25 protein-coding genes are annotated in these 23,582 nt (G+C 52.9%); 17 read left to right on the plus strand and 8 right to left on the minus strand.

Annotation, left to right across the window (positions count from 1 at the left end; all coding sequences use genetic code 11):
• Positions 1-120: 120 nt before the first annotated feature.
• On the minus strand, positions 121-1,341 hold the full coding sequence (locus AC23NW_RS24175; RefSeq protein WP_293836919.1) for an NADP-dependent isocitrate dehydrogenase: 1,221 nt from the start codon (positions 1,339-1,341) through the stop codon (positions 121-123).
• Between the two features lie 235 nt (positions 1,342-1,576).
• Between AC23NW_RS24175 and AC23NW_RS24180 the strand changes: the two genes are divergently transcribed.
• Positions 1,577-3,274 carry an amidohydrolase gene (locus AC23NW_RS24180; RefSeq protein WP_487452683.1) on the plus strand — a complete coding sequence of 566 codons (1,698 nt, stop codon included), beginning with the start codon at positions 1,577-1,579 and terminating at the stop codon, positions 3,272-3,274.
• Between the two features lie 91 nt (positions 3,275-3,365).
• Here AC23NW_RS24180 and AC23NW_RS24185 read toward each other — a convergent pair whose 3' ends face one another.
• The 6 genes from AC23NW_RS24185 to AC23NW_RS24210 all read right to left on the minus strand — a co-directional run bounded on the left by AC23NW_RS24185 (position 3,366) and on the right by AC23NW_RS24210 (position 7,124).
• Positions 3,366-3,851: an NADH-quinone oxidoreductase subunit C gene (locus AC23NW_RS24185; protein WP_487452685.1), complete on the minus strand. Its 486-nt coding sequence runs from the start codon at positions 3,849-3,851 to the stop codon at positions 3,366-3,368.
• A gap of 25 nt (positions 3,852-3,876) precedes the next feature.
• The gene (locus tag AC23NW_RS24190) at positions 3,877-4,401 is read right to left on the minus strand and encodes an NADH-quinone oxidoreductase subunit B (protein ID WP_487452686.1); all 525 of its coding nucleotides are present in this window, start codon (positions 4,399-4,401) and stop codon (positions 3,877-3,879) included.
• A gap of 60 nt (positions 4,402-4,461) precedes the next feature.
• Complete coding sequence (locus tag AC23NW_RS24195; RefSeq protein WP_293836911.1) at positions 4,462-4,941, minus strand: NADH-quinone oxidoreductase subunit A; 480 nt, start codon at positions 4,939-4,941, stop codon at positions 4,462-4,464.
• 51 nt (positions 4,942-4,992) lie between these two features.
• Entirely contained in the window at positions 4,993-5,601 is a 609-nt protein-coding gene (locus AC23NW_RS24200; protein WP_293836909.1) for a porin family protein, read from the minus strand.
• A 71-nt stretch (positions 5,602-5,672) separates the two neighbouring features.
• The gene (locus AC23NW_RS24205; RefSeq protein ID WP_293836907.1) at positions 5,673-6,227 is read right to left on the minus strand and encodes a YqgE/AlgH family protein; all 555 of its coding nucleotides are present in this window, start codon (positions 6,225-6,227) and stop codon (positions 5,673-5,675) included.
• A gap of 237 nt (positions 6,228-6,464) precedes the next feature.
• Positions 6,465-7,124, minus strand: a complete 660-nt coding sequence (locus tag AC23NW_RS24210) for a hypothetical protein (RefSeq protein ID WP_487452689.1) — start codon at positions 7,122-7,124, stop codon at positions 6,465-6,467.
• Between the two features lie 190 nt (positions 7,125-7,314).
• Here AC23NW_RS24210 and AC23NW_RS24215 point away from each other — a divergent pair, with 190 nt between their 5' ends.
• From AC23NW_RS24215 to AC23NW_RS24260, 10 genes are all read left to right on the plus strand, one after another.
• Positions 7,315-7,890, plus strand: a complete 576-nt coding sequence (locus tag AC23NW_RS24215; protein ID WP_293837505.1) for an RNA polymerase sigma factor — start codon at positions 7,315-7,317, stop codon at positions 7,888-7,890.
• Entirely contained in the window at positions 7,877-9,553 is a 1,677-nt protein-coding gene (locus AC23NW_RS24220) for a hypothetical protein (protein WP_487452691.1), read from the plus strand. Before AC23NW_RS24215 ends, AC23NW_RS24220 begins: the two co-directional genes overlap by 14 nt.
• A gap of 28 nt (positions 9,554-9,581) precedes the next feature.
• Entirely contained in the window at positions 9,582-10,055 is a 474-nt protein-coding gene (locus tag AC23NW_RS24225; RefSeq protein ID WP_487452693.1) for a hypothetical protein, read from the plus strand.
• A 25-nt stretch (positions 10,056-10,080) separates the two neighbouring features.
• The gene (locus AC23NW_RS24230) at positions 10,081-11,322 is read left to right on the plus strand and encodes a serpin family protein (protein WP_487452695.1); all 1,242 of its coding nucleotides are present in this window, start codon (positions 10,081-10,083) and stop codon (positions 11,320-11,322) included.
• The gene (locus tag AC23NW_RS24235) at positions 11,319-11,777 is read left to right on the plus strand and encodes an META domain-containing protein (RefSeq protein WP_487452697.1); all 459 of its coding nucleotides are present in this window, start codon (positions 11,319-11,321) and stop codon (positions 11,775-11,777) included. Before AC23NW_RS24230 ends, AC23NW_RS24235 begins: the two co-directional genes overlap by 4 nt.
• A gap of 186 nt (positions 11,778-11,963) precedes the next feature.
• Positions 11,964-13,271 (plus strand): LVIVD repeat-containing protein, encoded by a 1,308-nt coding sequence (locus tag AC23NW_RS24240; RefSeq protein ID WP_487452699.1) that lies wholly within the window; start codon positions 11,964-11,966, stop codon positions 13,269-13,271.
• Positions 13,272-13,273: 2 nt separating this feature from the next.
• Positions 13,274-13,882 carry a hypothetical protein gene (locus tag AC23NW_RS24245; protein ID WP_487452701.1) on the plus strand — a complete coding sequence of 203 codons (609 nt, stop codon included), beginning with the start codon at positions 13,274-13,276 and terminating at the stop codon, positions 13,880-13,882.
• 165 nt (positions 13,883-14,047) lie between these two features.
• Positions 14,048-14,599 carry an acyl-CoA thioesterase gene (locus tag AC23NW_RS24250; RefSeq protein WP_487452703.1) on the plus strand — a complete coding sequence of 184 codons (552 nt, stop codon included), beginning with the start codon at positions 14,048-14,050 and terminating at the stop codon, positions 14,597-14,599.
• Positions 14,600-14,777: 178 nt separating this feature from the next.
• Positions 14,778-15,365 (plus strand): RNA polymerase sigma factor, encoded by a 588-nt coding sequence (locus AC23NW_RS24255; RefSeq protein WP_487452704.1) that lies wholly within the window; start codon positions 14,778-14,780, stop codon positions 15,363-15,365.
• 28 nt (positions 15,366-15,393) lie between these two features.
• Entirely contained in the window at positions 15,394-15,759 is a 366-nt protein-coding gene (locus AC23NW_RS24260; protein WP_487452706.1) for a YidH family protein, read from the plus strand.
• A 189-nt stretch (positions 15,760-15,948) separates the two neighbouring features.
• On the opposite strand, the gene AC23NW_RS24265 is transcribed toward AC23NW_RS24260, so the two are convergent.
• Positions 15,949-17,340 (minus strand): vanadium-dependent haloperoxidase, encoded by a 1,392-nt coding sequence (locus tag AC23NW_RS24265; protein WP_487452708.1) that lies wholly within the window; start codon positions 17,338-17,340, stop codon positions 15,949-15,951.
• Positions 17,341-17,442: 102 nt separating this feature from the next.
• On the opposite strand from AC23NW_RS24265, the gene AC23NW_RS24270 reads away from it, so the two are divergent.
• The 6 genes from AC23NW_RS24270 to eboE all read left to right on the plus strand — a co-directional run bounded on the left by AC23NW_RS24270 (position 17,443) and on the right by eboE (position 23,549).
• Entirely contained in the window at positions 17,443-18,138 is a 696-nt protein-coding gene (locus AC23NW_RS24270; RefSeq protein ID WP_487452710.1) for a hypothetical protein, read from the plus strand.
• A 158-nt stretch (positions 18,139-18,296) separates the two neighbouring features.
• Entirely contained in the window at positions 18,297-19,139 is an 843-nt protein-coding gene (locus tag AC23NW_RS24275) for an EboA domain-containing protein (protein ID WP_487452711.1), read from the plus strand.
• An 86-nt stretch (positions 19,140-19,225) separates the two neighbouring features.
• Positions 19,226-20,149, plus strand: a complete 924-nt coding sequence (locus AC23NW_RS24280) for a TatD family hydrolase (RefSeq protein ID WP_487452767.1) — start codon at positions 19,226-19,228, stop codon at positions 20,147-20,149.
• Positions 20,150-21,025: a UbiA-like protein EboC gene (gene eboC, locus AC23NW_RS24285; protein WP_293837490.1), complete on the plus strand. Its 876-nt coding sequence runs from the start codon at positions 20,150-20,152 to the stop codon at positions 21,023-21,025.
• A 91-nt stretch (positions 21,026-21,116) separates the two neighbouring features.
• Entirely contained in the window at positions 21,117-22,280 is a 1,164-nt protein-coding gene (locus AC23NW_RS24290) for a 3-dehydroquinate synthase (protein ID WP_487452713.1), read from the plus strand.
• An 81-nt stretch (positions 22,281-22,361) separates the two neighbouring features.
• Entirely contained in the window at positions 22,362-23,549 is a 1,188-nt protein-coding gene (eboE, locus tag AC23NW_RS24295) for a metabolite traffic protein EboE (protein WP_487452715.1), read from the plus strand.
• The last annotated feature ends 33 nt before the right edge of the window (positions 23,550-23,582 follow it).

Genomic DNA, 23,582 nt, shown 5'->3' on the forward strand with positions numbered 1-23,582 from the left:
CGTTTAGGATTCGGTCATAAAAACGTGTAAAATGGACACATGATTTATTATCTGGCTGGTTATAAAACAAAAAGCCCGGTAATGCCTGTGCATTACCGGGCTATATACCCTCAGAGGTGATTACGCTAGTTTAGCCTGCAGGTTTGTATCCAGGGCTTCCAGGAAGTCTTCTGTATACAGGTAGTGCTCGCCAGGGATCAGCTTCGTACCGGAAGGATATGCCGACAGGGCAAGGTCCTTCGTCATCTTACCGCTTTCTACCGTTTCTACACAAACCGCTTCCAGTGCGTGGCAGAAGTCGATCAGCGCCTGGTTGCCGTCCAGCTTACCACGGAACGCCAGACCACGTGTCCATGCGTAGATTGATGCGATCGGGTTGGTCGATGTTTTGTTGCCTTTCTGGTGTTCGCGGTAGTGGCGGGTTACCGTACCGTGAGCTGCTTCGGCTTCCATCGTATGTCCGTCCGGTGTAACCAGTACCGATGTCATCAGGCCCAGTGAACCAAAGCCCTGTGCTACGGTATCCGACTGAACGTCACCATCATAGTTTTTACACGCCCATACGAATGAACCTTCCCACTTCAGGGCGGAGGCCACCATGTCGTCGATCAGACGGTGTTCGTAGTGAACGCCTGAGTCGCTGAACTCAGTTTCATAGATTTCCTGGAAAATATCTTTGAAACGACCGTCGTATTTTTTCAGGATCGTGTTTTTCGTAGACAGATACAGCGGCCATCCTTTTTGCTGCGCCATGTTGAAGCAGGCACGGGCAAAACCACGGATCGACTCGTCAACGTTGTACATCGCCATGGCTACGCCCGGGCCGTTGAATTTGTACACTTCGTACTCCATTACTGTTCCGTCTTCACCTTCGAATTTAACGGTCAGTTTACCTTTGCCCGGTACAACGAAATCGGTTGCGCGGTACTGATCACCGAACGCGTGACGGCCAACGATGATTGGCTGTGACCAGTTCGTTACCAGACGGGGTACGTTATTGATAACGATTGGCTCGCGGAATACAGTACCGTCCAGAATGTTCCGGATTGTACCGTTCGGCGATTTCCACATTTGCTTCAGATTGAACTCTTCCACACGGGCTTCGTCCGGCGTAATAGTTGCACACTTGATACCAACACCGTATTCTTTGATAGCGTTAGCCGCGTCGATCGTCACCTGATCGTTTGTCTCGTCGCGGTATTCGATACCAAGATCATAATATTTAATATCTACATCAATGTAGGGGAGAATCAGCTTGTCTTTGATGAACTTCCAGATAATTCGCGTCATTTCGTCGCCATCCAGTTCAACCACCGGATTAGCTACTTTAATTTTCTCCATTTTATGTTCTGTCAATCAGTTGGAAAATTGAAATTCACCGCAAAAGTACTCAGAAAGGCGTTACATGAAAACGAAAGTTTAAACGAGTCAGCCGCAAAGTTTTACATAAGCCCGTAATATCCGGCCGGAATGGGTGTTTTTCCAGAGATCTTCAAAATATTATGCGGCTAAAAAAGGTCATTTTAGTATATTTCATCCTGTTTTACGGAATTAACCTAAGCTAAATATGGCAATTATGAAAAATTCTACAACAAAGTGGATTGTTCTGCTTTCATTAGTGCCTGCCCTTCTTTTCGGCCAGTCAAAAAAGGCTAAAGCGCCGGCCGACCGGACGGAGAAACTCAAGCAGGAAGTGATGGCTGCGATTGACGCCCGCAAGGATCAGGCGCAGCAAATCAACGACATGCTGTTTAGTTTTTCCGAACTGGGTTTTCAGGAAGAAGAGTCGTTTAAATACCTGACTACACTGCTCGAAAAAGAAGGATTTACGGTACAGAAAGGAATTGCCAATATGCCAACCGCCTGGATTGCGACCTGGGGGAACGGCAAACCACTGATTGCCATCGGCTCCGATGTTGACTGTATTCCGAAAGCCAGTCAGAAGCCGGGCGTGGCCTATCACGACCCGATTGTGGAGGGTGCACCCGGGCATGGCGAAGGACACAATTCGGGTCAGGCGCTGAACATTGTGGCGGCACTGGCCGTAAAACAGATCATGGAGCGTGAAAAAATCCCGGGCACGCTGATGCTGTGGCCGGGCGTTGCCGAGGAGCTGGTAGGGGCCAAAGCCTTTTTTGTGCGCGACGGTTATTTCAAAGATGTCGACGCCTGTATTTTTACGCACGTCGGTAACAATCTGGGAGTCTCGTGGGGCGATGCGGGCAATAACGGGTTGGTATCGGTCCGGTTCAATTTTGAAGGCCAGGCCGCACACGCTGCCGGTGCACCGTGGCGGGGCCGCAGCGCGCTGGATGCGGTGGAGCTGATGAACGTTGGCTGGAACTTCCGCCGCGAACACCTCGAAGTAACGCAGCGGTCGCACTATGTGATCTCCGACGGCGGTGATCAGCCGAACGTGGTTCCCTCGAAAGCAGCGGTATGGTACTATTTCCGTGAACGCACGTATCCGAAAATCAAGAAATTATACGAGACCGGTCTGAAAATAGCTGAGGGTGCGGCGATGATGACCGACACCAAATTTACGTACGAAGTGCTGGGCTCGGCCTGGCCCGGCCACTTCAACAAGCCGATTGCGGAGGCCATGCACGAAAACATCCGGAAGGTAGGCCTGCCTGCCTGGTCGCCCGAAGATCAGCTGCTGGCCAAGGCCTCGCAGATTGAGCTGCAGGCTCCGAAAGTTGAAGGACTGGCGATGAAGATTGACTCAATCGGGATGCCGGTATCAGCGGCGCCCGTGATGATGGGCGGTCAGATGATGACGGCCATGGGCGGCGGCTCCGACGATATCGCCGATATTTCGTGGTCACTGCCGACGGTTGTATTACGGTATCCGTCGAATATTCCCGGGCTGCCGGGTCACCACTGGGCCAATGCCATTTCGATGGCCACGCCGATTGCCCACAAAGGTATTGTGGCCGGCGCCAAGGCGGAGGCCATGACGCTGATCGACATGCTGATGAAGCCGGAGATTATCAAAAATGCATGGGCTTACTACCGCGACGAACAAACCAAAGAAATTAAATACACGCCGCTGATTTCGCCGAAAGAGCAGCCTGCGGTTTTCCTGAATAAGAAGATTATGACGGAGTATAAACCGAAACTGGAGAAGTTCTATTACGATCCGGCGAAGTATAAAACCTATCTCGATCAGTTAGGCATTAAGTATCCGACAGTTCGCGACGACCAGCGTGCAGCGATTAAAGAAAAGGAATCAAAAGAGACCGGTGCCAGTAAAGTGAGCGGCGGGAAGTAAGTAGGGAGGGTAATGAATAATGGATAATGTACAATGAATAATGAAAGCTACGCACGGCTAATTATTCATTGTACATTATCCATTGTTCATTTTATTTCGTCTTAATCCCGTGATACCGTTCCGGTTCCTGGTAGTCTTTGCGGAGGGGGTGACCGTCCCAGTCGGCAGGCATCAGAATGCGGCGCAGGTCAGGATGGTTAGTGAAGGAAATGCCTACCAGATCGTAGGCTTCGCGTTCGTGCCAGTCGGCGGTGCGCCAGATATGGCTGATGGTCGGTACTGCCGGCAGCGGCATACCGGGCTGGTTGCGGGCTACCGTTACATGCAGCATCAGGTCATGCTCGAACGGAATCGACGTGAAGTTATAAATCACCTCCATGGTGTTGACCTGCGGTCCGTTGTCAATGGCGGTGATGCAGGCGAGCAGGTCAAAAAACAGGCGCTCGTCGTCGCGCAGGAACTGACAGACATTGACCAGTACATCGGCTGAAACCACAACCGCCGGTGACGCTGTTTTCACCTGAATGGTTGAGCCGAACTGTTCCTGAAGAATAGCGGCGATATCGTCGAAAGACATGCTTAGTAGGGGTAAAGAAACGTTGTTATAAGCGTTCCGGGTTTTCGCCCGTAGGGGCCGTTCCCGTCAGCGGCTTCTCCTGCCGGATTTTTTCCTGTAGTTTCAGAAAACCGTCGATTAGCGCTTCCGGACGGGGCGGGCAGCCGGGGACATACACATCCACCGGAATAATCTTATCCACTCCTTTCACCACATGATAGCCGTGTTGCCAGTAAGGCCCGCCACAGTTGGAGCAGGAACCCATCGAAATCACGTAGCGGGGCTCTGCCATCTGCTCATACAGGCGGCGGATACGGTCGGCCATTTTATAGGTCACCGTCCCCGAAATAATCATGATATCCGACTGCCGTGGCGAAGGCCGCGGAAAAATCCCGAAGCGTTCGAGGTCATAACTGGAAGCCATCGAGCCCATCATTTCGATGGCGCAGCAGGCCAGACCGAACGTCAGCGGCCATAACGACGACTCCCGCGACCAGTTCAGAAGCTCCTCCGAACGGAGTAACACAATACCGTGATCGCCGGATTTATTGGCTGGGGAAGATGGAGTCATGGAGTCTGTGATTGTCTATGCCGGTGTAACGGACGATGACCGTAAAACGGTTCCGGCTGGTCAGGCTTTGGCTTTCGGCTGGTACTTTTTGTTTACCTGATCGTAGAGCGACTGCGGGACTTTGGTCTCAACGGTCGGAATTTTTTGTTGTGGTTTCACCCAGCTCAGATAGCCTTTCACCCATGCATAGGCTAAACCAAGTGCCAGCGTAAGTACAAAAATGCCCATTTCGGCCAGTGAAAACCAGCCCCAAAGTCCTTCTGTCTGCGTGATCAGTGTCTTTTGCCCGAAAACGGTTGCCCACGGAAAAAGAAATACCAGTTCCACATCGAACAGCACAAAGATCAGCGCCACGACATAAAACCGGATGTTAAACTGCACATTCGCATTGCCTACCGGCTCTTCGCCCGACTCGTAGGTGCTCATTTTCTCTACATTGGGCCGGCTGGGGCGCAGAAAACTGGCTCCGAATAACACAAGGGAGATAAAGGCGAAAGCGGCCAGAATAAACAGCAGGATAATGCCGAAGTCGGAAAGCATGGCGATGCAGGCAGAAAAGGCCACGAACAGGCTACTGCCGTGGCCTGCTGCTTATTTTTTCTTTTTGTAAAAGTTATACACAAACGCCACCTGAAGCACGCGGTTGCGGTAGTTCAGGTCAATGCCTGCTGCCGAAGGAGGCGCCACGTTGGTCAGGCCATGAATGTAGCGCACCTGTAGACTGAATTTATCCAGCATGTCCAGAAAATCATAGTGCGCGCCCACGACAATGCCCATGTCATTCTTTGTGCCAGGGCCATAGGTCGAGCCGGCATTAACCGCATAGCTGAACTGCGGACCAGCCTGTAAGGCAATGCCTTCTGTCGGAACCCAGCCAAACAAGACCGGAACCGCGATGTAGCTGAAGTTATTCCGGACGATTTCTGTGCGGCCAACGCGCTGCACTTTCAGCGTGCCGCCTTCTTTGGAGTAGAGCAGTTCCGGCTGCACCGTAAAGTTTTTGTACCGGAGCTGATACATGGCGCCAAGGCTGAAGTCTATTTTTTGCTTGGGAATGCTGGTCGTTACTCCCGAAAGCGCCAGTCGGGTAATAGACGGTCCGGCTTTGATACCAAAATGTCCCGAAAGAGTATTGCCTTGTGCAAAGACCACCGATGGGCAGGCCAGCGCAAGCATGAAAAGTAGCTGTTTAATACGCATGAAATGAAGCAGCAGAAGGTTAGTTACCCTCTCTTAACGATAGATCCGGCTGCAAAATTGGTTAAAAAAAGTTAATTCAGCCGTGGATCAACCGGGTAGTTTGACAGAACCTTGAATTCTCCCCCCATTCGCTTCAGAATTCCGCGCCAGAACTGGTCGGCCGGGGTGTCGAACAGGAAGCTGGTTTCGGCCTTTGAGACAATCCAGGCCTTTTCATTCAGCTCACCGTCAAGCTGCCCTTCGCTCCAGCCGGAGTAGCCGACAAAAAAGCGGATGTCTTCTGCTGACAGCGTACCGATGTTAATCCCCTGTTTGATCTGTTCGAAATCACCGCTCCAGTACAGGCCATCCTGAATCTGTATGGAACGCTCAATCAGATCGGGACGACGGTGAATAAAATGCAGCGTATTCTGCTGGACAGGACCGCCCAGAAAGAGTGGTACATCGCTGTAGATATCATCGATGACATCGCTCAGCATAAGATTGGTGGTCTGATTCAACACGAGCCCGAACGTTCCTTCCCCGCTGTGTTCGCAGACCAGCACCACGCTGCGCTCAAAATTAGCATCGCCAAGAAACGGCTCCGCAATCAGAATACTTCCGTTGGTAACAGTTTTTGTCTCCATAGCGCAGATCGATGTTAGGTGCAATACGGCAAAACCCGTCGTTAGGTTTGTAAGTATAGCGTATTTTTATCGAAAACGCAGAATCAGGGAAGTTGGTATGGGGGGAGGGCGGAGAGCAGGGTGCTTAGTGTGGCGGGCAAGGAGCAGAGTGGAAGGATCAGAGTGGTGGCACGACTAGGCGTCCCCGACCGCTAGGCGTCCCTGTCAGAGTCGTGCCACCACCTGTACTGAGGAGGCTTAGTTTTTCTTCAGCCGCATTTTGCCGTCTTTCAGGACAACCTCGTCGGTTTTATCCTGCTTTTTGTAGCCGTTGCCTTCCGGATCAATATTTGTGTCGTAGCCGGTCGCTGAGGTTACGATTTTGTTTTCAACCTTATCCCGCAGACGGCCTAAACCGCCGAAAACGGTAGCCGATGCTTTTTCTTTCCAGTACGTACCCGCAAGGGTGGCATTGAACGAAAGCTCAATAAACCCGTCGCTGACCGACTTAACCTCCAGCGTTTCGTTGTTATTCTGCGAATCGCCGACGTGGTATTCCATGCGCGGCGTCTTTGTCTCTTCCACGTAACGGATAGCGGCAATGCCCTTGTATTTGCCCAGGTCCTGGGCCCGTTTGATGTTCTCGCGGGTGTCGGGGCGGTCGGCATTGACGATCAGGTAAAGACCCGGCTCGCTGACAGCCCGTCCGTTGAAGTCGCCCAGCCAGACACGGAGCATGCGGTCAGGCTTAGTGCTGTTGCCGGTAAAGTAGGCGTAATTCCCGATCCGGATCTGCCGGGGCTGGGTTTTATATTCCTTGCCGTCAAGCTGGACCACCAGTGTATTATCATTGGCCAGTTGTGCCTGAGCGCTGAAGAAAGCCAGCAGGGCAAAAGCCAGTAAAATTGTCTTTTTCATCTGTGTTCACTTAGTTTTTGGTAGCCCGAAGGTAGAGCAGAAGGGGATAGGGCTGTATTTCTTTTGAGGAAGCGGAAAATCTTTGCTAATCGGGAAAGCGTCAACCCCTTTATGTGAAAATTTGTTAAAAATGAGAAAGGCTTTCCAACCGTTTCAGGAAGGGGTGGGTCTTTATGGTGTCGACGTTACTATGCTTGATGATTACGGATTAGTTGAAGGATGCCGGCGGCAGGACCGTTCAGTGCAGCGACAGCTCTATGAGCGGTTTGCCGGGAAGCTCTTTGTCATTTGTAAACGGTACACTAAAGACGTGGAGGAGGCCGAGGATGTGTTGCAGGATGCGTTTGTGAAGATCTTTCAGCACATTGGCTCATTCCGGTTTGAGTGTCCGCTCGAGGCATGGCTGAAACGGGTAGTCATCAACACGGCCCTCAAACAGATCAGGCAGCAAAAGCCATGGGAGCAAACGACCGATATTGCCGATATGGCCCCGTTTATCGGGCAGGCCGACGAAAGTCTGCCATCGCTGAACTACCAGTTTTTACTGCAGCTGGTGCAGGAGTTGCCGCCGGGGTGCCGGGCTGTGTTTAACCTGTATGCGATCGAAGGGTACAACCACCTTGAAATTGCCGAAATGCTCTCTATTTCAGAAGGAACTTCAAAATCGCAGTACGCCAGAGCCCGACAATTACTTCAGCAGAAATTACAGAAAGAAGATAAACTACCATCCAGCGGAATGCCGCCAATAAGAAATGAGTCAGTTTGAGGAACATACACCAGGGAAACGTCCTGATGAGCCAGGTGAGGCCCTCTGGAGAAAGGCGTTCGGGGAGGCATCCGAAATGCCTCCGGCCCGTGTGTGGGACGCTATCGAACGCCGGCTCGACGAGGAAGAGGATCGTGGAATTATTCCACTGTGGGGCGGTACGCCAATGGCCGGTGCTACCGGTAGCGGTGGTCTGACAGGCATACGGCCATGGATGCGCTGGAGCGCGGCGGCGGCAGCGGCCGTTTTGCTGCTGAGCCTTGGCTGGTGGGCAATGGATACTCCGGTAAAGGAAAATCCGGTGCTTTCAGCAGCTAAACCGGTTGGTACGCCGTCTGAACAAATTACAAAACAACCGGACGTATTGGCTTCCGCCACTAAGCCGGCCGGAGCACCGAAGTTATCCACAATGGCTGTGGATAACTCACGAAAATTGCCGCGAAATGTGCATAACCCGTTGCCGGAAGCGCAATTAGCAGCTGTACAAGCTAAAGGAGGTGTTCGTGCAGCGGAAGCCGGTGCCGCAGTACAGGTGCTGATGGCCGCGACAAATCGGGAAAAAGTACAAAATCCGGCAGACGTCATTGCGGAAAATACAGTAAAACGTTTCCCGGAAAGCGCAGCCGTGCTGGCCGACAACGCGGTGAAAAGTGCTGGTACCGAAACCATTAAGGGAAATAGTGCCGTTGGTTACGGTGCTCCGGTACAGGTGGTGACCCCGGTTGCCCTTGCCGCTTCGGAAGCATCCATCGCTGCACTTGAACCATTGTCCAGCCATCCTATGCGTGACCGGATGTATGGCACACAACGCATCGTCTGGTACCGGATAAATGATGTTATGTTGGACGTTAATAGCAGCCAGCCGAAAGAACACAGGGAGCTGTGGGCCTCGGCCAGTGTGATGCCGGGGGCGTTCAATCCGTCAGTGTCTATCCCGTCGTCGCAGCCGGGAATGGTGTATGCCAATTATGTGGCAAACACCCGGGTGGCCTCACCGACACAGCGTGTCAATAGCCAGGCTGACCTTTCGGTCGCTTATCAGCTGTCGACCGGTATGAAACTGGGCAACCGCTGGACGATTGAAACCGGCGTGGGCTATCTGGAGGCTAATTCAACCGTGAATAGCCCGACACAAACGATTGTTGCGAACCTTCAGTCGGCCATGCTGAGCGAGATACGTACCTCGAATCTGTATGCCGATGCCTTGCGGGGAGCTATTTCGGGGTCAAACGCTAATTATGCGCAGGTGTCTATGGACAAGAGCAATTCGTTTATTCCGAGCAATAACGCATACAGTGCGGAGCAGGTGCAGAAAATCAGCAATAACTATCAGTTTGTGCAGGTACCCGTGCAGCTGGGTTATCAGTTACGGCCGCGCAAACGACTGGGCGTTGCCATGCTGGGCGGATTACTGACAAACTGGTTTGTTAAAAACCGGGTTGATGAAAGTGTAACCATCTCATCCGGTGACGGCGTATACCGGCCGGTAACCCTGTCGGCAACGACTGGTCTGCGGTTCCGTTATCGCCCGACACAGCGCTGGTCGGCGTCGTTTGCCGGTATGTACCAGCATGCGCTCCAGAATGCGACAAAAGCAACGGTCGATGTCCGGACCAGACCCCAGACGATTGGCATGAGCATGGGTGTAGATTACCATTTTTAAGGCAGTTGAACAGTAAACAACACATACAATGAAAGCACTGATCTTAGCCGGTATGGTAGCCCTGATGGCTGCCCAATGCGGCACACAGGAAAGGGTTGATGCCGAAGTAAAGGGAGCGTCAACCGATGTCGTTATCCGCAGCGGAACTTCTTACGGGTTTTGCATCGGCTACTGCAAACGTCAGCTGGACCTGACTCCCGCCGAAGCCACATTCATCATGAAAGATAACCGGGAGGAATTACCGGTGAAGTCGTGCAAGGGAACGATAACGGCCGACGAATGGAAAACGTTAGCCGCACAGGCTGATCTTGCCGCGCTGAAAAAACAACCGGAACGCATTGGCTGTCCGGACTGTGCCGACGGCGGTGCCGAGTTTCTGGAAATCGAACGTTCTGGCGATAAATACCGCGTAACCTTCGAAGCCGGTAAGACCATTCCGGGGTTTGAGTCGCTGGTCGAAACGCTGCGGAAGCGCCGTACAGCCTTCAATGATTGTCAATAGTATAGCCCGTTAAACAACAAAGAACATGAAACGCCTGTTTGCCTTAACCGCAACCGTTACTGCCGCCGCGCTGATAGTGGGGACAGTTGGTTGCCGGAACAATAATTCATCGCCGTCGCCGGGCCAAAGTACTGTCGGCGCACTGCGGGTGTCCACAAAGTTTGCGGGCCAGACCAACGACTTTGCCTTTGACTTCTTTAAAAAAGTGTATGCCGAAGAGGCCAAAACGGAAAATGCCTTTGTCTCGCCGTTGAGTCTGCATATTGCGCTGGGCATGCTGATGAACGGGGCAAACGGACAGACGCAGACCGAAATTCAGAAAACGCTGAAACTGGACGCGCAGACGCTGTCAGAGGCAAATGACACGTACGCCAACCTGATGACTAACCTGCCGGGTGTTGATCCGAACGTCAAATTATCGATTGCCAATTCGATGTGGTACCGCAACGGGTTTGCGGTTGAGACATCGTTTCAGGAGGTGCTCCGGAAAACGTTTCAGGCTGATATAACCGGTCTGGATTTTAACAGTCCGACGGCTAAAGACCAGATCAACAAGTGGGCGAGTGACAAAACAAGTGGCAAGATACCAACGGTGATTTCGGAGGTGAAGCCCGAACACGTGATGTTTCTGCTCAACGCGCTCTATTTTAAGGGCGACTGGAAAACGAAATTTGATACAAAACAAACGTACGACACAGACTTTAAACTCCTGTCGGGTCAGACAAAGAGCGTCAAAATGATGCGGCTGGATGTGCCGTTGCGCCGGACTTTCCGGCCTTCGTATACCGCTTTTGAACTGCCTTACAGTCAGGGGAATTATGTAATGACCGTATTGCTGCCTAACGAGAACTCATCACTGGATGCAATGATGAATACGTTGAGCGGTACCGAATGGACAAGTCTGCAACAAGGGATGGCCGAAGGAAAAATTGACATCGGTCTGCCACGTTTCGGGATGAAATACAGTATTAAACTAAACAGCATCCTGTCGGGCATGGGCATGCCAACGGCTTTCTCGAACGCGGCTGATTTGTCGGGCATCAGCAAGGGCAAACAGTTGTATGTCGATTTTGTCAAGCAGGATACCTATGTTGCGGTCGACGAGTCAGGCACTGAAGCTGCCGCTGTGACCAGCATCGGCGTCGGCGTAACCTCGGCAGGCATGTCTTACATCTGCAACCGGCCTTTTGCCTTCGTGATTCACGAAAAAACGACCGGAACCGTATTGTTTATGGGGAAAATCGTAAACCCGTCTCCTAACGCATGAAAACGATTCTGCTCTTTGTCGCATCCCTGGTCGCCATGGCGTTCAGCTGCGAGCGAAACGATGAAACGGTCGTGGCGCTGAGTGCGTCGACGGCTAAACTTGACGGGACCTGGAAGCTGGTAGAACCGGCTACGCCTTATACTATTACGCTTGAACTGAATGCAATACCGGTCAATGCAACGGTCCTGACGGCTGCCCGTGTGTATGAAGCGACAGGCAAGGCACCTGTTAACTCGTATTTCACAAAACTGACACAGCCTAAACCGGCTGAATCGGATCAGGTGGTAGTGGATGGGATCGGCTCAACTAAAATAGCCGGCCCGACGGAGGCGATGCAGGCAGAACAAACGTATTTCACGAACCTGAAAAACGTAACCCGATACGAACTGACAACGCAGAACCGGCTGCGCCTCTACCATAGCGGCGGTATGCTGGTCTACGAAAAAATAAACTAACTGCGCCGCCGGTAAGGCAGCGTATGAAAACAGTGAACAGTAATTTTTTTAGGTGATAATTGCTGACTTTTTGTGTAAGATAAATCGCCCGATGGCCTTGCTGTCGGGCGATTTTTTTTGTCGGGTTTCCAACCTGAGTCATAGAAAATGACTCTTGGTTACATACTATAAATTCTTCCTAACTGTATGAAATTTAAACAACTACTCGTACTGATGAGCGGGTTAGCACTTATGATGACCGGTTGTACCGACAACTGCCGGCAAGTGCGCACCTATCGCAAACAGATTCCGGTGAAGGTAACCCTTGAGGAGTTGCGGAAACCGGTTACGTCAACAGCACCGCAGCAACTGATTGAACCCGGTAAGATTTATGCCAAAGACAATTACCTGTTCATCGTTGAGGTGAAAAAGGGGATTCACGTCATTGATAACGCGAATCCGTCGAGCCCGAAATTTATCTCTTTCCTGCCGATTCCGGGGAATGTGGATCTGGCCGTGGCCGATAACACCCTATATGCCGATAGCTACATCGACGTGGTGGCGCTGGATATCAGCAATCCGGCAGCAATCAAGGAAGCCGGCCGCGTAGAAAGCGGGTTTACCGGCGGACTAGTGGGTCGCACCAGCTGGTCGTATGACAACCAGACCCGAACCATCAATGACTACAAGGAGGAAATTACGACTGAGACTTTTGATACGGACTGTGAAGGGAATTATGGGTTTATTCCATATCCGATTGCCTTGTACTGGTTTGGTCGCGCCTATTTACAGTCTGATCTGGCAAATTATAGTGCAGTGAAAAGCGGTAACGGAACAACCAACACGGCAACGGGAGGTCAGGGCGGTTCTATGGCACGGTTCGCGATCATGAATAACCAGCTGTATGTCGTAAACTCATCGGTCATGCAGCTCTTTGATATTTCGACGCTGTCAAAACCGGTGAAAGGCAAGACGATCAATCTGGGGTGGGGTATTGAAACGATTTTCCCGTATCAGGACAAGCTGTTTATTGGTGCCCAGGATGGTATGCATATTTACGATGCCTCGACACCGGGTGATCCGAAGCAACTGTCGCTTTACCGTCATATCCGGTCATGCGATCCGGTGGTGGTGCAGGGTAATTATGCCTATGTAACGCTGCGGGGTGGTGGCTTCTGCGGCGGCGCGCAGAACGTACTGGATGTAGTTGATATTTCAAACCCGTCGATGCCGACGCTGGCGAAGTCTTATCCGATGGACGGGCCCTACGGGCTGGGCGTCGACTTTCCGAACCTGTTTGTGTGCGAAGGCCCGAAAGGATTGAAGGTCCTGAAAATGACCGATGCCACGAACCTGACGCAGGTGCAGGCCTTCAGCGACATGAATGCCTACGATGTTATCCCGCTGCGGAGCACGCTGATGCTGATCGGTAAAGACGGCCTGTATCAGTACGACTACACAAATCCGACGAATCTGCGCCAACTGAGTAAAATTGCCGTTCAACCCGCCTATTAATCATGCGCCGACTTATCTGTTTATCTATTGCCTTGCTGGCATCAGGATCGCTTGCTGTGGCCCAGACTACTGACGCGCCGCGCTGGCAAACCACCATACAGGTTGGCGTGCAGGCCGGTCAGGTGCGTCCCGATGTGAATACGAACAACGGAGGCTGGTATTATCCCTATTACCCCGTGCGGCCGGCCGGTAACCGCTACAGCCTGTCTATTTATGGGACAACCAATTATGCCGTCCGCTCGTGGTTACGGACGGGTCTTTCGGCGGGTATTGACTGGTATAGCCAGACGCAGTTGTTTCCGGTAGCGGCCAGTCTGGAGGGCAGGCTGCCGAAGAAGAACCAGCGTGTAAGCCCGTTCGTCAATCTGGAGTCGGGGTATGCATTCCGGGGCATTAACCCGCATGGCCGGGACCTCAGCGGTGGCTGGCTGGTTTCGCCGGGTGCCGGTCTCCGGATCAATACCGGAAACAATACCGGTTTTGTCATCAGCGCGGGCTACAAGCACCAGCGTGCCAGCCAGCGAACCCCTGTTGACGGTACCTACACGCTCTCGCAGGTCGAATACCGCCATTACAACCGCATCTACTTCCGGATGGGCTTTTCGTTTTAATACGTTGGTACTGCTGGTTGCTGATTGTTACTGAGTTGCTGTGTTTACTGTGGTAGCACAACTTCGAATCGAGTCGCCACGGTGAATACAGCAAATTCGCTCAATCGCAAATCACTCATTCACTCAATATCCTTTATCTTGCTGCATTCATTCATATAGAAGCCTATGCAGCCTCGTTCCGTAGCGTTTTCCCGGACAACCATTACTGAGTTGATGATTCCGGCCTATGCCAATTTTGGCGGTAAGATTCACGGGGGCATTTTGCTCTCGCTCATGGATAAAGTCGCCTATGCGTGCTCGGCCAAACATGCCGGTACATACTGTGTGACGGTGTCCGTTGATGAAGTAAACTTTCTGATGCCGGTAGAGGTCGGTGATCTGGTGTCGCTTCTGGCTTCGGTCAATTATGTGGGCCGGACATCGCTGGTGGTTGGTATCCGGGTTATTGCCGAAAACGTGCGGACGGGCGTGGTCAAACATACCAATACGTCGTATTTCACGATGGTCGCCAAGGGCGACGATGACCGGCCAACCGAAGTACCACCGCTGGAACTGGAATCCCGCGACGATGCGCGCCGGTTTCTGGAAGCCATCAAGCGGCGGGAACTGAAAGCCGGTTACCGCGATGCGTTTGATAATGAAAAATCAAGCCTGGCGGTTGATGAAAACCTGAGCCGGTTCGCCGGCGAACGCTGTGTGATTACGTTTTCAGAGTGAATAGGTGCAGACAGGGTCGCCGGTGTTTTCTTAACCCGGCGACTTTTGTTTATCCTGATTTATTGCCGTTTATCCTGCCATTGAGCCATTCCTAAGCCTCGCCTAAAATATTTCCCGTCTTTCCCCGACTACCTTACTAAACAAGCAGATCGTATTAAGCGCTGATCACAGCATGGATATGTCGGTAAATCAAGTACGTAACGCTGCTGACGAAAGCGGGCAACCAGACCTTCGCGAAACCGTACGGCGCGAGCGTCCCCGGCTGCTCGACTTTATCCGGCGGCGGCTACCCGACCCCGACGATGCCGAGGACCTATTGCAGGATGTGTTTTACGAACTGACCCTGGCCTATCAGCTGACAAAGCCCGTTGAACGCGTCGCTTCCTGGCTGTTTGCCGTGGCCCGCAACAAAATCAACGACTGGTACCGGAAGCCAAAAATGCAGTCGCTGGATGCGCCGGTATCGGCCGCCGATGACGACGATGAAGCGCCGGTCCTGGGCCAATGGCTGGCCATTGCCGATGATACGGGCGACGACGGTGAGTTGCTGCGTGAGTCGCTGATGGATGCCATCGCCGAAGCGCTTGATGAGTTGCCCGACGAACAACGCGAAGTCTTTGTGCGTCACGAAATTGAGGGGCAATCGTTCCGGCAGATTTCGGAAGAACTCGGCATACCGCAGAATACGCTGCTGTCACGCAAGCATTATGCGGTACGTGCCCTGCGCGAACGTTTACGGGCCTACTATGAAGACCTGCTTGACTAAACCAGTAAAACAACAAAAAACAAAGAAAATGAAACGTTTTTGGATTCGTCGGGGAATAGGTTTCCTCGCATTCGGGATTGGTATTGCCGCTTTGTTCGGCTTCATTGTGATGAACCTCTGGAATGGCATTCTGCCGGCCGTGCTGGGTGTAAGTGCCATTACCTTCGGGCAGGCTCTTGGTATACTCGTATTATCCCGCATTCTGTTCGGGGGCTTCGGCCGGCCGGGCTGGGGCGGTCACCGTCACGGTCATCCGTTCAAGGCGCAATGGAAACAAAAAATGGCTGAACGCTTCGAAAAAATGACCCCGGAAGAGCGCGATGCTTTCCGCCGGAAAATGCAGGCCCGCTGCGGTGGTGCGGGGCCGTGGGCGAAGAACGTTGATAAAGAGTGAAAGAGCGGATTGAATCGCGGAAAATTTTGAGTTGCTGATAGTTCTGAGTTGCTGGTGGTTACTGTTTGTTCTGAGTTACTGATAGTTGTTATTTATTGAATTTACGTGTGATCTTTCTGTAAACACCCGTTATTTAACAACAATCTGTTAACAATCAGAATAATCCAGCAACCATCAGCAACTAAAAAACTATTTTTTCCACCCCAGCTTATTTACGTTCTCGCCGATTTTTTTGCCTTCGGCGAGGCCGGTATCATTGTCCTGCTGGGTGTGAATGCCGCCCAGAAAACGCGACCACGCCGATTCTTCGGCGGTTTGCCAGAACGAGGTGAATGAGCGTGCTTTGTAGTCAACATTGCGCAGTTCGTCGCGGGCGCGGCCAACGTGGGAGTTATCGACAAACGACACGTTAGCCCCGTACAGATCGGTCAGCACCGTTGCGGCGGCAGCCCCCTGCGTAGAGTGGCCCGACGGAAAAGCCGGGAACGGCGGCTCCGGCCAGAACGGTGTCCAGGCAGCGTTGACATTGGCACGGACAAACGTCGACGGCCGCTCGTTGTGGTAGGTGTATTTGCACTTCCAGCAGTTCATAAAGGCATCGGCAATCGCCATGCCGGTTCGGGCATAGGTTTCAACGGCCTGAGCGAGCGTGGCTTTTTTGGTACGGATCGCGATTGTTGCCAGATTATAGGAGTGGCCCGGCGGTGTAAACGTCTGGCTCGGATCGTCGCCCCACCAGGCGGCGATTTCTTTTTCTTCCTGCGTCAGCGAAATATTCTTGTCGTAAACCGCCTTGTACAGTTTGTAGTAATTCGACGCAGGGTCTTTGGTATAGGTCTCCGGCTTCGGGACGGGCAGGTTGCCGTTGGCGGCCACAAACCGGCGGTTATTTCCCCAATAAGGATGCAAGGCCCGGCGGATCGCCACCTGACCGTCGGTAGGCGGAATCCAGTTGCCGGGAGCAGTAGGCAACACATAGTCAAGCGGAAAGGTATCTTTATAGCCCTGATGGCCGCCGTCTGTTTTCGAAAAATCATAAATCGCCTGCGCCACCGCCAGTCCGAATTTCTCCGAGCGGTCGGCTACATCGGCAGCCGTTGTACGGCTTGCTTTGATCGCCATGCTCAACGAATCAATCGCTTGCTTATTTTTGTCGGCCGTATTCTCATAAAGCTGGCTCAGCATGAACGCCTGACCGGCATTGATGCTCAGGGCCCAGTCGTAGGTTTTGCCGCTTTCGGGCAGCGGCAGCGTTGAAATACCCGCGACCTGACCAGCCAGCGACTGATGATCCGGAATACCATAAACGCCGGTTTCGTACATGGTCAGGCCCATGTAGCCAAACGACCGGGAGGCAAACGTCGGCGTATTGCCGGGTGTGTTTCTGGCCAGCCGCAGGGTCATGTCGCCCCATTTGGCCGCCACGTCAGCCGGTATTCCGGTAATGGCTTCACCTGCCGGCAAAACAGGGTCAGGTGTATCCTGGTTTTGTTTACAGCCGGCGATGGTCAGCAAGACTAAAAGGACACCGCCTACACGTTGAGAAGCTGGTAAACGAAGTTGTGGTAAATACTTGTACATGAACAGCGTACTTGAAAATAACCTCTAAGTTATCAACAAATTGAGTAATCCGGCAGAACCATACGCATTTTAATAAGAAGCTACTAAACCGTTTTTGTACGCATGTCGACCTCGTTATTGAAGAAACCCGATACCGTAAAGGGATGGGCCATCCGGATCGCCGGAGGGTTTGTTCTTTTTTTGTTTGTCTGGATACTGGCGGATATCTACATCCCTGTACGGTCTGATATCCGCAATTTTGAACCGAAACAGGTCGGGCAACTGGAGGCAGGTATGTGGCGGTCTTATTATGAGCGCCGGCCGCTGCGGTTGATCGGTCAGCTGACTGATCTTATCCGCTCGCAGTACCGGGCGCCCTACTGGCGTTCGTGGCAGTTGGGGTACCGCGCCGGAAAGGCGGCATTTGTGTTTAAAGACGGTAAAAATCAGCAGGATTACGCCAAAGCCCTGCCCTATATTCAGAGGTTTTACGAAGGAATCAGCGACTTGTCCGAAACTCCTTTTCCGGCCGGTAAAGTGGCTTCACTGGAATTGAAGTGGTGGATGATCCGCCGTGAGAAAAACGGTTTCCGGCCCGACGACTGGGAAAATGTGCTGAAAGACGAAGCCGCTGCTATTTTCGGAATACCGGCTGACCGGTTCCGGGAGCATGCCCAGCTGCGCGTCCGGGCGATGATGTACCGCGACTATCGGGGTAAGGACATTACCGAAACCGACTGGAAATACATTGAAGAGCTGCTGGAACAATCGTGGACGGCGTTGCATAAGGTCGTTAATACACCGGTACCGGCCAACTAAACCGCTGATTTCACCGTATATAGCCCGGCATGCTGACAAAAGTCATTTGTATCCGGTTTTTATGGTAATGATTATTCCGGCAAATTTGTAGAATAAAGCAGAAAGAGGGCCCCGAAGGTGGCTGCTTCTTTTTTGAATGATCTAGTTGACGCAGACCTATGAAACCTATTGATGCACTGCAACGGGCAGTGGAACAGGTACTGACCGAAAAGGAACAGGCCTGGCTGGCTACAAAAAGCGCACAGGGGCAACAGGCTACCCTGATTGCGTTCGTGGCTGCTCCCCGTTTTGTGACCCGCCGGCCGGTTGCCGGTGCGGCACTGACCCAACTTGCCGGGGCCGTACCTGGCTGGCAACCGGACACCTGGACCGCCGACCGGCTGGCACGGGTCTATCTGCTGGCCGGTTTGCCGGACAGCGATCAGCCTGCCTACATACAAGCCATCGAAAACCTGTTCGGAACGGCTGAGCTACAGGAGCTGGTGGCGCTGTACACTGCCCTGCCCGTCCTGTCGTACCCGGATCACTGGCTCTACCGCGCTACCGAAGCCGTGCGGTCGAACATGGGGCCGGTCTTCGAAGCCATTGCGTTCTTCAACCCGTATCCGAAGCAGCATTTCGCGCAGCCAGCCTGGAATCAGCTGATCCTCAAATGTATTTTCAACGATAAACCGATGCACCTGATTGACGGCTTAATGCCACGGGCTAACGATGAACTGGCCCATAATCTGTCGGATCTGGCCCACGAGCGGTGGGCAGCCGGCCGGCAGTTACCGGCCCAGGCCTGGCGTTTGGTGAGTAGTTTTGTCGACGATGTAATTTTTGAGGATATACAAACTTTATTCCGCTCGCCGGATGTTTTGAATCAGCAGGCTGCTGCATTGGTCTGTTCTGAAACCAATTACGAACCGGCCCGTCAATTGTTAACACAGCATCCATCGTTGCAGCAGGCGGTTATGGATGGCTCACTAACCTGGCAGAATCTGGAAGTATACTCATGAATTCAGCAGAATCTCAACTTAACCCGTCCCACCTGGCAGATAGTCTGCCGGAAGTGGCCCCCAATATTCCTGATCAGGTTAATTTCATGGACTACGTGAAGGGTATGAAATTTTTCGATCCGCACGTCCACATGACCTCGCGGACCACCGACGACTATCAGGCAATGGCCGATGCCGGTGTGGTGGCCCTGATCGAACCCGCCTTTTGGCTGGGTCAGCCGCGTACCGGACTGGCTACGTTCAAGGATTATTACAACAGCCTGATCGGCTGGGAACGCTTCCGGTCGTCGCAGTTCGGTATCAAGCATTATTGCACGATTGGTCTGAACTCCCGCGAAGCCAACAACGAAGCGCTGGCCGCAGAGGTGATGGAGATACTGCCGCTGTTTATTTATAAGGAAGGCGTGGTCGGAATCGGCGAAATCGGGTTTGACGACCAGACCGATGCCGAAGATAAATATTACCGGCTGCAACTCGAACTGGCGAAAGAAGCGAATCTGCCGGTACAGATTCACACGCCTCACCGCAATAAAAAACAAGGCACAGAACGGAGTATGGCTATTGCCCTGGAGCATGGTCTCGACCCCGGTATGGTCATTGTCGATCATAACAATGAAGAAACCGTGAAATCCGTGCTGGATCAGGGATTCTGGGCGGCCTTTACCATTTATCCATTTACCAAAATGGGCAACGAGCGGATGGTAGATATCGTGCAGCAATACGGTCCCGAACGGATTATGGTCAACTCGGCTGCCGACTGGGGCATCAGTGATCCGCTGGCGATTCCGAAAACTGCCGCCCTGATGAAAATCAAGGGCATTTCCGACGAAGCCATCCGGCTGGTGACCTACCAGAACGCCATTGATGCCTTTGCGCAGAGCGGGCAGATCAATGTAGCCGATTTCGAAAACCCACAGACGGTTGACCAGAGCCTGAAGTTCAACGGCAACACCGTACTTCGGGGCGGGCAGCAGCCACGGGTCGATAAGAATTCAATTGTCATTCGCTAAGTGAGAGCCTATCTGCAACTGATGCGGCCGGCCAATCTGGTGACGGCTGTTGCCGATGTGCTGGCTGGGGCTGCGCTGGGGAGCGTTTTGACAAATACACCGATTACAGACCTGCACGGGTTGGTTCATCTCATCCTGTCAACGGTTTGTCTGTATGGCGGGGGCGTGGTGATGAACGACGTGTTCGACGCTGAACTGGACGCCGTTGAACGGCCGGAGCGCCCTATACCGAGTGGCCGCGCCTCAAAACAAGGTGCTGCGATACTGGGTGTTGGCCTGTTGCTGGCCGGCATTGTGATTGCGGCCTTGTTCCGTGAGATCAGCGGGTTGCTCGCCGTGCTGATTGCACTCCTTGCGGTGGTATATGACCGGTACGGGAAACATCATCCGGTGATCGGCCCCATCAACATGGGTCTTTGCCGGGGTGTTAATCTGCAGTTAGGAATGACGCTGATTGTCAGCGGCTACAGCGCGGCGAAATGGATCGGGCTGGTGCCGGTAATCTACATAGCGGCCATTACCATGATCAGCCGGGATGAGGTACATGGCGGCAAGCAAAAAACATTGTATTGGGCAGGGATACTTTATGCCCTCGTTAGTGTTTCACAGGTAGTGGTAGCCGCTCAGACGGGCAACATCTACCTCACTGCTGCGTTTGTTGTGGTACACCTGTTCCTGATTATGAAACCGCTGTCGGTTGCCATCCGGCAACCAATCGGCCCGAATATCGGAAAAGCGGTAAAAGCAGGGGTGTTGTCGCTTATTGTGATGGATGCGGCGTGGGTGAGTGTTTCCGGCAACTGGATGCTGGCGTTGGGGGTACTGGCGCTGTTACCGGTATCCATTGTGCTGGCTAAAGCGTTTGCCGTTACCTGACCTGTATCACGGAAGGTGACCAGGTCATCCCATTCCGTGTAATAATCTAATTTAATACCATGCACGGAAAGTATTCCGTGTTACCTGTGATATGACAGTTCTTCATCAAGCCTTTAAGGTCTCATTTTCATATCCGGTGGCGTTTACCGAACACCTGTTCGCTGAGGATAACGCTACCTTCCGGAATTTTCTGCAAACCACGGGCGATCCGCAGTTTCAGAAAAAGATTCTGTTTCTGATTGATGCCGGTGTCGCTGACCATCACCCTGATCTGGTGGCTGCTATTACGCGTTATTTTGCGTCTGTTCCGGGCGTGACTTTGGCGGCAGCACCAATTGTGATGCCGGGCGGCGAGCAGGTGAAAAACCAGCCGGAACTGGTAACCCAAATTCTGGATGCAGTCGATGCATTCGGGATTGACCGGCACTCGTACCTGGCCGCCATCGGTGGCGGGGCCTTTCTGGACATGGCGGGCTATGCGGCTGCCATTGCGCACCGCGGCGTCAAACACATCCGGATTCCGACAACCGTACTGTCGCAGAACGACTCCGGTGTCGGGGTAAAAAACAGCGTGAACTTTCACGGCAAAAAGAACTTCCTGGGCACGTTTGTCCCGCCGGTTGCGGTGTTCAACGACCTGACGTTCCTGCGCACGCTTGAAGACCGTGACTGGCGTTCGGGCATTTCTGAGGCGCTTAAAGTCGCGCTGATCAAAGACGCAGCATTTTTTGAGTGGATTGAAGCCAATGCCGAAGCACTTGCCGGCCGCGAAGAGGCACCGATGCAGGAACTGATTATCCGCTGCGCCGATTTGCACCTGAAACACATTGCCGGCGGCGATCCGTTTGAAATGGGCTCGGCCCGTCCGCTCGATTTCGGTCACTGGGCTGCTCATAAACTTGAATACCTGACCAATTTCAGTCTGCGCCACGGCGAAGCGGTGGCCATCGGCATTGTGCTCGATACGGTTTATTCACACCGGCAAGGGTACCTGACCGAAGAAGACGTGCAGCGGGTCGTGCGGGTTTTTCAGCAACTTGGCTTTGAGTTGTTCCATCCGGCCCTCGCCGAAAATGATAAGATCAACCTGATCAACGGCTTACGCGAATTCCGCGAACACCTCGGCGGCCGCCTGACCATTACCCTGCTCGAGGCACTGGGCAAGGGCCTCGAAGTCCACGAAATGGACCTCAGCCACGTCAAGGCCTCCGTCGATTACCTCGAAAACCTGCAATCATTAGTCATTAATGATTGAGTGATTGGGTGAATGAGCGATTGAGTGAATTTTTAAACTCCAAATCGCTCATTCACTCAACTACTCAATCACTCAATAATTATGCACATCGGTTATTGCACAAATATTCATCCGGGAGAGGACTGGACCAGTCATTTCGCCATTTTACAGGAAAGTCTGCCGTCGGTAAAGGGGCGGGTGAGTCCGGATAAGCCGATGGGTGTAGGCCTGCGGCTGGCCAATCAGGCAAGCCAGGACCTGCAGGATACGGCGCTGGTGGCAACATTCCGGCAGTGGCTCGACGATAACGGGCTGTATGTCTTCACCATGAACGGCTTTCCATACGGAGGCTTTCATAACACACGGGTGAAAGACCAGGTCCATACACCCGACTGGACAACCAATGACCGGGCCGATTATACCATCCGGATGTTCCGGATACTGGCACAGCTCCTGCCCGATACCTTAACCGATGGCGGTATTTCTACCTCGCCGATTTCATACCGCTATTGGTGGAAAACCCCCGACGAACTCGCCGGAGCAACCGAAACCGGTACCCGTCAGATGTTGCGGGTCGTAGAAGAACTGATAGCGCTGCGCCGGCAAACGGGCAAGTTGCTTCACCTTGATATTGAACCCGAACCCGACGGTATTCTGGAAAGCGGTCCTGAATTTCTGGACTGGTATCAGACATGGCTGCTGCCCATCGGGATTACCTATCTGGGCGAAAAACTGGGCTTGTCGGCCGACGAGGCGGCAACCGCTATTCGCGACCATATCCAGCTCTGTTACGATGTCTGCCACTTTGCGGTGGGCTATGAAAATCCGGTATCGGTATTAGATCAGTTGCAGGCACGCGGCATCCGCGTGGGTAAAATTCAGGTCAGTTCAGCGCTGAAAGTCGATTTCTCGTCGCAGGCCGATGAGAAACTGGCTGCCATTGCCGGCTTCGATGAGCCAACATACCTGCATCAGGTGGTGGCCCGGCTGGCCGACGGCTCCCTCAAACGCTTTGCCGATCTGCCGGAAGCTCTGGAGGCATTCGATGCCGCTACGCATCAGGAATGGCGGGTGCATTTCCACGTGCCGCTGTTTGTTGATACCTACGGACTGCTTGAATCAACCCAGTCTGCCATCCGTGAGGTACTGGCGCTGAACCAGGAACGGCCATTTACGGATCAGCTTGAGCTGGAAACCTATACATGGGGTGTGTTGCCCGAATCCATGCAGTTGCCCCTGAATGAGTCCATCAGCCGCGAAATGGCATGGGTCATGGCGCTGCATCAATAGTTTGCCACGCAGAGGCAGGTTTTACTCAGCGTA

This window comes from Arsenicibacter sp. R0_47 (assembly GCF_057652235.1).